This window comes from Allomuricauda sp. R78024 (assembly GCF_044596045.1).
Lineage (GTDB): Bacteria > Bacteroidota > Bacteroidia > Flavobacteriales > Flavobacteriaceae > Flagellimonas.
Genome location: NZ_CP138995.1, coordinates 3328637 through 3340671, shown reverse-complemented (window position 1 = coordinate 3340671; position 12035 = coordinate 3328637). Strand labels below are relative to the sequence as shown.

At 36.6% G+C, this 12035-nt stretch carries 14 protein-coding genes; 12 read left to right on the top strand and 2 right to left on the bottom strand.

The genetic code is table 11. The features are described 5' to 3' along the window. Positions 1–5: 5 nt before the first annotated feature. Complete coding sequence (locus tag SJY44_RS15100; RefSeq protein ID WP_396590362.1) at positions 6–548, top strand: pyridoxamine 5'-phosphate oxidase family protein; 543 nt, start codon at positions 6–8, stop codon at positions 546–548. A gap of 96 nt (positions 549–644) precedes the next feature. On the opposite strand, the gene SJY44_RS15095 is transcribed toward SJY44_RS15100, so the two are convergent. After that, positions 645–3098 carry a TonB-dependent receptor domain-containing protein gene (locus SJY44_RS15095; protein WP_396590361.1) on the bottom strand — a complete coding sequence of 818 codons (2454 nt, stop codon included), beginning with the start codon at positions 3096–3098 and terminating at the stop codon, positions 645–647. A 324-nt stretch (positions 3099–3422) separates the two neighbouring features. Here SJY44_RS15095 and SJY44_RS15090 point away from each other — a divergent pair, with 324 nt between their 5' ends. Continuing rightward, a complete protein-coding gene (locus tag SJY44_RS15090) occupies positions 3423–3782 on the top strand; it encodes a CoA-binding protein (RefSeq protein WP_396590360.1) in 360 nt (119 codons plus the stop codon). Here the strand turns inward: SJY44_RS15090 and SJY44_RS15085 are convergent. Further along, the gene (locus SJY44_RS15085) at positions 3766–5247 is read right to left on the bottom strand and encodes a sodium:solute symporter (protein ID WP_396590359.1); all 1482 of its coding nucleotides are present in this window, start codon (positions 5245–5247) and stop codon (positions 3766–3768) included. The genes SJY44_RS15090 and SJY44_RS15085 overlap by 17 nt on opposite strands. Before the next feature lie 76 nt (positions 5248–5323). On the opposite strand from SJY44_RS15085, the gene recR reads away from it, so the two are divergent. The 10 genes from recR to SJY44_RS15035 all read left to right on the top strand — a co-directional run bounded on the left by recR (position 5324) and on the right by SJY44_RS15035 (position 11927). After that, positions 5324–5944, top strand: coding sequence for a recombination mediator RecR (recR, locus tag SJY44_RS15080; protein ID WP_396590358.1), 621 nt, complete (start codon positions 5324–5326; stop codon positions 5942–5944). Between the two features lie 94 nt (positions 5945–6038). Beyond that, entirely contained in the window at positions 6039–7400 is a 1362-nt protein-coding gene (locus SJY44_RS15075) for a dihydrolipoamide acetyltransferase family protein (RefSeq protein WP_396590357.1), read from the top strand. 64 nt (positions 7401–7464) lie between these two features. Then, on the top strand, positions 7465–8247 hold the full coding sequence (locus tag SJY44_RS15070) for an alpha/beta hydrolase-fold protein (RefSeq protein WP_396590356.1): 783 nt from the start codon (positions 7465–7467) through the stop codon (positions 8245–8247). A 10-nt stretch (positions 8248–8257) separates the two neighbouring features. Beyond that, positions 8258–9034: an exonuclease domain-containing protein gene (locus SJY44_RS15065; protein ID WP_396590355.1), complete on the top strand. Its 777-nt coding sequence runs from the start codon at positions 8258–8260 to the stop codon at positions 9032–9034. Positions 9035–9057: 23 nt separating this feature from the next. Next, entirely contained in the window at positions 9058–9669 is a 612-nt protein-coding gene (locus SJY44_RS15060; protein WP_396590354.1) for a fumarylacetoacetate hydrolase family protein, read from the top strand. Then, positions 9669–10007, top strand: a complete 339-nt coding sequence (locus SJY44_RS15055) for an Hpt domain-containing protein (protein WP_396590353.1) — start codon at positions 9669–9671, stop codon at positions 10005–10007. The genes SJY44_RS15060 and SJY44_RS15055 overlap by 1 nt, the downstream gene beginning before the upstream one ends. Beyond that, positions 10008–11255 carry a competence/damage-inducible protein A gene (locus SJY44_RS15050; protein ID WP_396590352.1) on the top strand — a complete coding sequence of 416 codons (1248 nt, stop codon included), beginning with the start codon at positions 10008–10010 and terminating at the stop codon, positions 11253–11255. It begins immediately after the preceding gene. A gap of 73 nt (positions 11256–11328) precedes the next feature. Beyond that, entirely contained in the window at positions 11329–11556 is a 228-nt protein-coding gene (rpmB, locus tag SJY44_RS15045; RefSeq protein WP_163423930.1) for a 50S ribosomal protein L28, read from the top strand. Between the two features lie 27 nt (positions 11557–11583). Beyond that, positions 11584–11766, top strand: a complete 183-nt coding sequence (rpmG, locus tag SJY44_RS15040) for a 50S ribosomal protein L33 (protein WP_031444791.1) — start codon at positions 11584–11586, stop codon at positions 11764–11766. Between the two features lie 8 nt (positions 11767–11774). Beyond that, the gene (locus tag SJY44_RS15035; protein ID WP_299169436.1) at positions 11775–11927 is read left to right on the top strand and encodes a DUF4295 domain-containing protein; all 153 of its coding nucleotides are present in this window, start codon (positions 11775–11777) and stop codon (positions 11925–11927) included. Positions 11928–12035: the final 108 nt, after the last annotated feature.

Below are 12035 nucleotides of genomic sequence, written 5' to 3'. Positions count from 1 at the left end.
AGCGCATGGGTAGACAGCTGGACAAATTAACCCCGGCCCTTATCGATTTTATAAAAAATCAAAAACTCTTTTTTGTAGCAACTGCAATGGAAGAAGGTTCTGTAAACCTTTCCCCCAAAGGATTGGATTCATTGCGGGTTTTAGATGAAAATAGAGTAATCTGGTTAAATTTAACTGGAAGCGGTAACGAGACATCTACTCATTTAATGGGCAAAAACCGTATCACTATAATGTTTTGTGCTTTTGATGGAGATCCTATTATATTGAGGTTATATGGAAGTGCACAAGCATATAGAAGTAACACTGTGTTTTGGAAAGAACACATAGATTTGTTTCCTAAAATGGCAGGAAGCAGACAATTGGTGGATGTGAAAATTGATTTGGTACAAATTTCATGCGGTATGGGAGTACCAATAATGGAGTATAAACATCAACGTCAATCTTTGGTGGATTGGGCAGAAAACCAAGGGGAGGAAGGTTTAAAAAAATATTGGTCAAAGAAAAATACTATCAGCCTTGATGGCTATCCAACTGATATTGCAGAATAAAAACAAAACCCCGATTCCAAAAAAGAACCGGGGTTTTTAAATGATATACCTTGAAAGACTAACCAACCAATACTCTCTCAGGAATATCAAATCTTTTTACAAAATGCCTCCACCAGATTGTTTGGTATTGTCATCTCTCCTTTTACGCTGTTTTGCTCTGTTTTTTCCACTACCAAATCTGTAAGATAGACCTGCATATACATTGTTGCTTTCCCAATTAAATCCACCAACCTGATCATATGGACGGTCACCATCAAAAGCAAAACGCATGGTATTAAAAATGTCATTGTAGTTTAGACTGATTGTACCTTTGCCTTGTGCAAAGCTGTATCGTGCTCCTAAGTTTACAAAGTACATAGGTTCTGCAGTAAACTGTATAGTCCGGTTTTGACCTCTATAAAATCCGAATAACTGAAAGGTCAATTCTTTATTTACTTTAAAACTATTGTTCAATCTCATATTCCAGGCCGTGTTGTCGACTTCAACATTTTCCACAACGATGTCGTTTTCCGTTGGATCTGGACTATTTCCACTCAAACTTTCAGTAATACCTCGTTGTGTTTGAGAGTAGAAATCAAAGCTCCCATTCACACTCCACCACTGTGTAAGCTTATAATTGGTAGAAAGTTCAAAACCATAAGCAGATGTATTCTCAAAATTGTCAAAAGTTAAAATGAGCTTGTTAAAATCAAGTCTGTCCACATATACAGCTCTGTTTATCTCGTCAGATATCGCTCTATAGAAAATTCCAGCGGTTACACTTCCTCCTTTTATGCGTCTAGTATAGTTGGTTTCATAAGAGTTGGTGAATTGAGGGACCAAACTTGGGTTTCCAAAAGACGATATAAGTGGCGTTGCCCATTCCCTAATTGGGTTTACTTGCTGTAGACCAGGTCTATCCACACGTCTGCTATAACTTACTTGAAATTGATTTTTTTCATTTGGATTATAGGTCACAAAAGCTGAAGGGTATACCTCGGTGTATTTATCCGTAAATGCTCTAAGCCTATTGGTATCTGCCTTAACTTCAACATCTTCAACACGAACCCCAGCCTGATAAGAGAATTTCCCTCTGGTTTGGCTAAAAGTGGCATATGCAGAATAAATATCCATGTTATAAACGAAGTCTGTATTTGGTGTTGGAATCAGATCTCCGTTTGGATTGAAGGACAAACCTGTTGATGAATAATCTACATCTGTTTCAAAAGTTCTAGATTCCAGACCAACTTCCAATTTGGAAATACTGTCCAAAGGATTCACATAATCCAAGTTGATGAAGGTCTGTTCGCGTTCGGTATCAACAAAGTCCATATAGTCTGGGAATAGCGATGCTCCCGTTGTCCTAAAGTCTGCATCCTGATCACTATTGAATCGGTTATGATCTATTTCCAATTCTATATTATGACCTTCTTTTTTGAAATCATGTTTATAATCAAAATTGTATTGCTCACTAAGATTATCACTTATATCATTGAAAAACTGAGTTACATTTCTGGATAAATCATCGTTATATGTCACCGCTGTAATTCCTTCTCCAGTTCCATCAAAAATATTTTGATTGGTGAAAACGGAAATAGTGTTATTGTCATTCAAGTAAAAATCGACCCCTACTTTATAAAGGTGTGATTTGTTGTTATTGAAGAAATCAAACACTTGCTTTGAATTCTCGTCAATTCTTGTAATACTACCATCATTCACATATTTGCCAATGTTATTTCCATAATTTCCATAAAAATTGAATTTTCCTTGTCTATAGTTCATATCAATAGAACTATTGAACTTGGCCTCGATGCCTTTGGTGAGTCCAGTGGTAATGTTTCCGTTAAACCCAATATTGGCATTTTTGTGCAGTATGATGTTGATAATGCCGCTCATGCCTTCAGGATTGTACTTAGCTGATGGGTTTGTAATTAATTCTATTGATTTAATGGAAGTTGATGGTATTTGACGCAACAGTTGAGCAACTGGTACATTGGACAATTTTCCATCCACCATTACGCGTACATTTGAGTTGCCCCTCATGGAAATATCGCCGGTTTGCGAGTCTACATTTACAGAAGGAATATTGTTCATAATATCTGATGCCGTTGCTCCGGCAGTGGTTAAGTCCTTTCCAACGTTTATAACCTTTCTGTCCACGCGTTGTTCTATGGTGGTGCGTTCCGCAACAACTTCAACTTCAGATAGTTCTTCCGTGTCTTCCATTAAGGTTATGGTTCCAACTTCGACTTTTCGGTTCTTTTTGGTAATAACCAATTTTTGGGAATGCGTTTTGTACCCAATGAATTGAACTTCCATAATAAAAGAGCCTTCAGGCAATTTTTTAATTTCAAAATTACCATCCTCAGTTGTAATTCCTCCTGTAATGGTTTTACTGCCGTCTTCAGATTTAATTACAATGGCAGCATAAGCCACTGGTTGCTTTAAGGTGTTATCGATTACCGTTCCAGATATAGAACCTATTGCAGTATCAGTATCATTATTGGCAGTTAACGGTGTTGAATAAATGCTACACAAAAGCAGCGCGAAAAGTAAAATTACTCTTTTCATGAGTTTGATCGTTTTTTGATTAGATTGATGTTGTCTACAAGACGACGCTAAAGGAAAGATGTTACAAATAAAAATGTGTTTAACATTTTTTAACAAAAGCAGTGATTAGACAACCATGAAAGTGATTGTTTTTAAAAGATAAACCCTGACTCCCGATAGTAATCGAAACGCCAGGGTTCTTTACATTGATAAGCTATACTAAACACTAACCATTAACTATAAAAAAAATACAGTCTTACCAATGATTTCTTTTACACGTACAATAGACGAGTTTTTTTTTGATTAGTTACAATCTTTGATTTAGTTTAACACATAAATTAACAAATGGTTAAGACACTTGTTTTGGGAGCATCTTTAAACCCCAGTAGATATAGTAATTTGGCAATCCATCGTTTGATTGAAAGCAAAATTGAAACAGAAGCATTTGGGGTAAGGGAAGGAGCTGTTTCTGGAGTACAAATTAAAACCAACCTAAATGATTTTCAAAATATTGATACCATTACTTTGTATCTGAACCCTAAAAGACAAGAGCAATACTACAACGACATTGTTCAACTAAAGCCGCAAAGAGTAATTTTTAATCCAGGTACTGAAAACCCAGATTTTTACAAAATTCTTGAAGCAGCTGGAATAAAAGTTGAGGTAGCCTGCACCTTGGTGTTATTGGCTACTGGTCAATACTAGGGATAGGTTTTCTTGTCCTAATCAACCAAAGTCCAAAAAAGGTTAATAAACCATTCAACGGTAACAATTCATAACCAACTACATATCCACCTAGAAACGAAGAAGGAATATTAGCTACTAGAGCTATAATAACTACCGATAGTATTGAAATAACCCAAACGTATTTATCCTTTATTTGATGTTTGGTTAAAATACCGAAAGCAAATAGACCCAATAATGGACCATATGTGTACCCTGATACCGTAAGCAAGCTGTCAATTACATTACTGCTTAAAATATACTTAAAGGAAATAATGACCAATATGAGCATAATGCTCATTGCAATATGGGTGCGTTTTCTAATGGTTCTTTGTTGATCTTCCTTTCTTTTTTCAACATTCAAAAAGTCTACACAAAAGGAAGTGGTAAGGGATGTCAGCGCACTATCTGCACTACTATAGGCTGCAGCGATCAATCCCAACATAAAAGTAATGGCCAATGTAAGCCCCAAACCACTATTCAAGGCAATTTCAGGAAACAACAAGTCCGATTTTGGAGAACCGTCCATTAATGGCATAGAGATGCCATTTTTACCTGAATAAATAAATAACAAGGCTCCAAGCAACATAAACAAAAATGTTACCCCCACTAGAACTAAACTGAATGAAACCATATTTTTTTGCGCATCCTTTAAAGACTTGCAAGTAAGGTTTTTTTGCATCATATCTTGATCAAGTCCAGTCATACAAATGGTTATGAACATACCGCCAACAAAAGATTTAATAAAATGGTTGCGATCCAAGAAACTATCGGTATAAAGAAATTGACTGTAAGGTTTTAATTCTTCAGAACTCAAAAACTCTCCAAAAGTCCAGTTCAATTCGTCAAGAATAAATATTACAGATAATACCACAGCAAGAATCATAAATAGGGTCTGCAAGGTATCTGTCCAAACTATGGTTTTTATGCCTCCTCTATTGGTGTAGATCCAAATTAACAGAATGGAAATAATCACGGTAAACTCAAAACGAATGCCTAAATCATCAAAAACAAACTGTTGTAGCACTATGGCTACTAGATACAATCTAAAAGCAGCACCCAAAACCCTGGAGATAAAAAAGAAGAAAGCACCTGTTTTATGACTGACAGAGCCAAAACGATCTAACAAATACTCATAAATTGAGGTAAGGTTGTATTTATAATATAATGGCAACAAAACATAAGCAACTACAAAATATCCGAACAAGTAGCCAAAAACTACCTGCATATAACCAAATTGAGAATCCTCTATCCATCCTGGTACCGAAATAAAAGTAACCCCTGAAAGTGAGGCACCTACCATACCAAATGCAACTAAATACCATGGTGATTGTTTACCTGCTTTAAAAAAATCTGAATTGGAATCGTTTTTTCCAGTGAAATAGGAGATGATCATTAATACTAAAAAATAAGCACCAATGAGCAAAAGAATTTGTGTTGAGGACATATTTGGAATTTGATTTGCAAAGTACAAAAGTAAATTGGTAACGGTAAAATTGTAATTTTGTTTGATAATTGTAGGTATGGAATTTTCGTCAAAGCTTTTGGAGAATGCAGTATATGAAATGTCTCAGTTACCAGGCATTGGAAAACGAACGGCACTGAGATTGGTCTTGCATCTTCTAAAACAACCAGAAGAACGAACAAACTTCTTATCAGATGCTTTGACCAAGCTTAGAGGTGAGGTCAATTTCTGTAGCAGCTGTCATAACATCTCAGATACAAAACTATGTGAGATTTGTGCCAATCCTAATAGAGATGAAACTTTGGTTTGCGTTGTTGAGGATATTAGGGATGTCATGGCCATTGAGAATACATCTCAATACCAAGGACTATATCATGTGCTGGGAGGTAAAATATCACCCATGGAGGGTGTTGGGCCTCAAGACCTAAACATTGTTTCCCTAGTTAATAGGGTAAAAGAAGGTGTTGTTAAAGAACTTATTTTTGCTTTGAGCTCTACAATGGAGGGAGATACCACCAATTTTTATATCTATAGGCAATTAGAAGAATTGGATGTTACTACTTCAACAATTGCACGTGGAATATCCGTTGGGGACGAATTGGAATACACAGATGAGGTTACATTGGGGAGGAGTATCTTGAACAGAGTTCCTTTTGAAAGTTCCATTAAGACAAATTAATTTATGATTAAAAAATACACATAAATTAAGGATAAGGAGTTTTCTTTAGTATTTTTGCAAAATATAAGTCGATATTACTTCGTTAAATAAGAATATGTCAAAGTTTGAATTGAAATTACCGCAAATGGGAGAGAGTGTTGCAGAGGCAACATTGACTACTTGGTTAAAAGAAGTAGGGGAAACCATTGAGATGGATGAAGCAATATTTGAAATTGCTACGGACAAGGTAGACTCTGAAGTGCCGAGTGAAGTTGAAGGCGTGTTATTGGAAAGGCGATTTGATGTTGATGACATCATAAAAGTAGGAGAAGTAGTTGCGGTCATACAAACTGATGGAGGTATTGTTGAGATGACTTCGAATGGTGCAGATTCCGTTGAGGAGACAGAAGATGTAGTAGAGGCTCCCGTGGCGGTTTTAGAAAATCAAATGACTGAAATAAAAGAATCGGTTGCTGTACCAGCGCAAGATTTTTCAAGTTCAGAGCGATTTTATTCACCATTGGTAAAGAATATTGCTAAGGAAGAAGGAATTTCCATGGAAGAACTGGAAGCAATAATCGGTACCGGAAAAGAAGGTAGGGTAACCAAGAATGATATAAAAGCATTTTTAGAAAACCGTTCCACTAACGGAAACACTGCAGCTGTTGTGAATCCAATTTCCAAAGAAGTTAGCAAACCGGCAGTTCAAGTAGAAACTTCAAAAGTAGCATCAGAAAAGCCTAAAACAGCACCAGCGGCTGTTGCGGATGGTGATGAAATAATCCCATTGACCCGCATGGGCAAGTTAATTGCTCAACATATGGTAGATAGTGTATCCACATCAGCTCATGTTCAGAGTTTTGTGGAAGTAGATGTTACCAATGTTGTCAACTGGAGAAATAAATCTAAAAAGGCTTTTGAAGAAAGAGAAGGAGAAAAATTGACCTTTACTCCAATCTTTATGGAAGCCGTTGCGGTAGCCTTGAAAAAATATCCAATGGTTAACATCTCTCTTGATGGGGATAAAGTCATTAAAAAGAAAAACATAAACATTGGTATGGCGGCTGCACTACCAGATGGTAACTTAATAGTTCCAGTAATTAAAAACGCTGATCAACTTAATTTGGTCGGTATGGCAAAAACTGTGAATGACCTTGCTAATAGATCTAGGAACAATCAGCTTAAACCAGATGATATCAAGGACGGTACTTACACCGTGACCAATGTAGGCTCCTTCGGCAGTATTTTTGGTACGCCTATCATTAATCAGCCACAAGTCGGTATTTTGGCACTTGGCGCCATAAGAAAGATGCCTTCTGTTATAGAGACTGACCAAGGAGAATTTATAGGTATTCGTAGTAAAATGTTCCTTTCTCACAGCTATGACCATAGAGTTGTCAATGGTGCGCTAGGAGGTATGTTTGTTAAAACAGTGGCAGATTATCTTGAAGCTTGGGATGTAAATAGAGAAATCTAGCTTTAAAACCCTTCTATTCTTTCCACTATTATTAATTTAGAGGTTTAAACAAATTCATCAATCAATGAAGTTTTTAATCTCTTTAAGTTTAGCATCACTTTTTTTGTTCTCAGCTAGTATGATGGCACAAGACCTTTCGCCTTATAAAAAAATGGTTTTTGAAAAAGATGGGAGTAGTATGCCATATCGAATATTACTTCCCAAAGATTACAATCCATCAGAAAAATACCCTTTAATACTTATGCTGCATGGTTCTGGAGAAAGAGGGAATGATAACGAGGCACAATTGGTGCACGGGTCTGGTTTATTTCTAAAAGAAGAAATCAGGGACAACTATCGGGCTATAGTAGTTTTTCCACAATGCGCGGCCAACAGTTCTTGGGCAAGAATCAATGTAGAAGGAGATATTCCAAACAGAGAATTTACCTTTTATGAAGATTCAGAACCAACAAAAGACATGGTGCTGTTGGAAGGATTGTTGAAACATGTAAAGAAAACTTATAAAATTGATAAAAGTAGAATCTACGTAGGTGGACTTTCCATGGGAGGCATGGGTACTTTTGAATTGGTTCGTAGAAACCCAAACGTATTTGCCGCTGCTTTTCCCATATGTGGAGGGGCTAACCCAAAAATTAGCAAGAAACTAAGCAAACTGGATTGGTGGGTGTTTCATGGAGATGCAGATACGGTTGTACCAGAAAAGTGTTCGGCAGAGATGGTAAAAGCCATGGAGAATATCGGTATTAACATAAAGTATTCGTTATATCCAGGAGTAGGGCACAATAGCTGGGATAATGCTTTTGCGGAACCAGAACTATTACCTTGGTTATTTTCTAAATCACGATAAAATTATTTTCATGGAGTTACAATTGACCAAGCCCATTTGTTTTTTTGATTTAGAAACCACAGGTACCAATGTGGCCAAAGATAGAATTGTTGAAATCTCAATACTAAAGGTTTTTCCCAATGGTAATAAGGAGAGCAAAACATGGTTGGTGAACCCAGAGATGCCTATTCCACAAGAAGTGGTGTTGATACATGGTATTTCTAATCAAAAAGTAGCTAACGAGCCTACATTCAAACAACTATCAAAAGAAATCTATAAAATGATAAAGGACAGTGATTTAGCTGGCTTTAATTCTGATAGGTTTGACATTCCGCTACTTGCGGAAGAAATGCTCAGGGCAGATGTTGATTTTGATATGAAACATATGGTTTCTGTAGATGTGCAAACAATTTTCCATAAAATGGAAAAACGCACTTTGGGAGCTGCCTATAAATTTTATTGTGACAAAAGTTTAGAAGATGCACATAGTGCAGAAGCTGATACCATGGCTACTTACGAGGTGTTATTATCACAATTGGATAGATATCCAGAATTGGAAAACAATGTAAAGAAATTGTCCGAGTTCACTACCAGAAAACAATCCTTGGACTTTGCAGGATTTATTGGTATTAACAAAGATGAACAACCAATATTTGCTTTTGGGAAACACAAGGGCAAAACAGTGGATGAGGTTATGGAAACCGAACCCGGTTATTTCGGTTGGATTTTGAATGCCGATTTTCCACTATATACCAAAAAGGTACTGACCCAGATTAAACTGAGTAAGCTGAACAACAAGCTGTCTTAAAAAAACAATATAAATAACGCGCTATGAAACTGATTTGTATCGGCAGAAATTATGCTGCCCATATTGAAGAGTTGAAAAATGAACGACCCGTTGAGCCAGTGGTTTTTATAAAACCAGATTCTTCTATTTTACCTAAAGAACAGGATTTCTACATTCCCGAATTCTCAAATGATATCCATTACGAAGTAGAGGTTTTGGTCAAAATCAATAAAGTGGGGAAGCACATTTCTGAACAATTTGCACATAAGTATTATGATGAGATTGGTTTAGGAATAGATTTTACGGCAAGGGACCTTCAAGCCAAACTTAAGGAGAAGGGTTTGCCCTGGGAAAAAGCAAAAGGATTTGATGGCTCAGCAGTGGTTGGTAAGTGGATGCCTAAAAACGTGTACGAAAATGTTGACAAACTGGATTTTTCCTTATTAAAAAATGGTAAAAAAGTACAGAACGGCAATACTTCCTTGATGCTGTGGAAGATAGACGAGTTAATAGCTCATGTTTCTACCTATTTTATGCTTAAAAAGGGCGATATTTTGTTCACGGGAACGCCAGCGGGTGTTGGTAAAGTAAGTCCAAATGATTACCTTTCAGGTAGACTCGAAGGTGAGGAGATGTTTGAAATTAATGTGAGATAATGATTTACAACCTTGACAAAATTAATGAAATGGCAGAAGGGGACCATGATTTTATAACCTCTGTAATTTCTGTTTTTTTGGAAGAAGTTCCTATTGATTTGGAAGCTTTGGAAAAAGCTATTGCCGAAAGGGATTTTGAAAACGTATACAAACTTGCCCATAAAATAAAACCCAATGTAGACTTGCTGGGAATGGAACAAACAAGAGCAACCGCACTTGAAATTGAAACCTTGGGTAAAAGTGATGCCAACATGCAGGAAATAGAGAGTAAATTCCCTTTGCTCAAAAAAGATGTGCACCAAGTAGTTTCAGAACTCAAAAAAGATTTCAATCTATAAATGCAGGCAGAAATCATCACCATTGGGGACGAAATCCTCATTGGACAGATTGTGGACTCCAATTCTGCATTTATTTCCAAAGAACTAAATAAGATAGGTGTCTCGGTGTACCAGATTACTTCGGTACAAGATGAACGTGACCATATCTTAGAGGCTTTGAAAATTGCTGGGGATAGATCGTCAGTAGTTATCATAACAGGAGGTTTAGGGCCAACTAAAGATGATATCACCAAGCACACCCTTTGTCATTTTTTTAATGATGAGCTTATTCAGGATGATGGGGTTTTGGAATACATAGAAGAACTTTTCAAAAAATACATATCCACACCAATTTCAGATTTAAACAGAAAACAAGCACTGGTGCCCTCAAAAGCGACGGTATTACACAATGCACATGGCACGGCTCCCGGCCTGTGGATGAAAAAGGGAGATACCGCTTTTATTTCGTTGCCAGGAGTCCCTTTTGAGATGAGGAATTTGGTCAAGAATGAAGTGCTTCCCAAAGTGATACAAGAATACAAACGCCCTCATATTTTCCATAAAACCATTATGACCTATGGTTTGGGCGAAAGTGCCATCGCCGGTAAAATTGAAGAATGGGAAAATAACCTTCCTCAATTTATAAAGCTTGCATACTTACCTAACCTTGGACGTGTGCGCCTTCGTTTGAGCGCAAAAGGCACTGACAAAGAGCAAATAGTTGCGGCAGTTGAATCAGAAGTAAAAAAATTGTATCCACTAATTGGAGATATTATTTATGGCGAAGAGGAAGAAGAGTCCATAGAATATCAAATTGCAAAGCTACTCACTGAAAAAAAGATGACTTTGGGTACTGCAGAAAGTTTTACGGGAGGTAAGATTGCACAACAGCTAACTTCAATGCCTGGAGCTTCATCTTATTTTAAGGGTAGTGTGGTGAGTTACGCTACAGAGACCAAGATCAAGCTGTTGAATGTACCTGAAGATTTAATTAAAAAGCATTCCGTAGTTAGCGAAGAAGTGGCAGTTATCATGGCCATTAATGCCAAAAATATTTTAAACACTGACTTCTCAATAGCAACTACAGGTAACGCCGGCCCTACCAAAGGAGATTCAAATGCAGAGGTTGGAACGATCTTCATTGCTATAAGCACTCCCCAACATACTTTTGCTCAGAAATTCACTATGGGAAATCATCGAGAGCGTATTGTTCAGAAGTCTTTGAACAAGGCATTTGAACTATTGCTAAAAGAAATTCTAAATTTCTAAAAAAGAATTTTGTCCGTCCCATTAAAATGCCATAAATTTGCACCCTCAATAAAATCACTCAAAAGTTAGGGAGATGTCTAAGATTTGTGAAGTAACAGGAAAAAAGGTGATGTTTGGAAACAATGTTTCCTTTTCAATCAATAAAACCAAGAGAAGATTCGATGTGAATATTTCTAAACAGAAATTTTTCATTCCAGAAGAAGATCGTTGGGTAACCTTAAACGTGTCTACACGTGGGTTAAAGATTATCAACAAAAAAGGAATCTCTGCTGTTTTAAAGGATATCAATTCCAAAAAATAAGTAGCATAAGATTTTAAGTACGATACAATGGCAAAGAAAGGAAATAGAATTCAAGTTATTTTAGAGTGTACAGAGCACAAGGAGTCTGGTATGCCAGGTACTTCAAGGTACATTACAACTAAGAATAAAAAGAACACGCCAGATAGAATGGAGATTAAGAAATTCAATCCTATTCTTAAGCGTATGACTGTTCATAAAGAAATTAAATAAGTTAGGTCATGGCAAAGAAGACGGTAGCAACACTACAGGGTAGTTCAAAGAGATTGACAAAGGCCATCAAAATGGTAAGGTCACCAAAAACTGGTGCTTATACTTTTGTTGAGTCAGTAATGTCACCAGAATTGGTAAATGATTGGTTGAATAAGAAATAATCAATCCTTAGTATAAAATTGAAAGCCGCTAAATAGCGGCTTTTTTTATATCCCTATTTGTCATTTCAAAATAGCAAAGCTACATGGAAATGTGTAGTCAGATTTCTG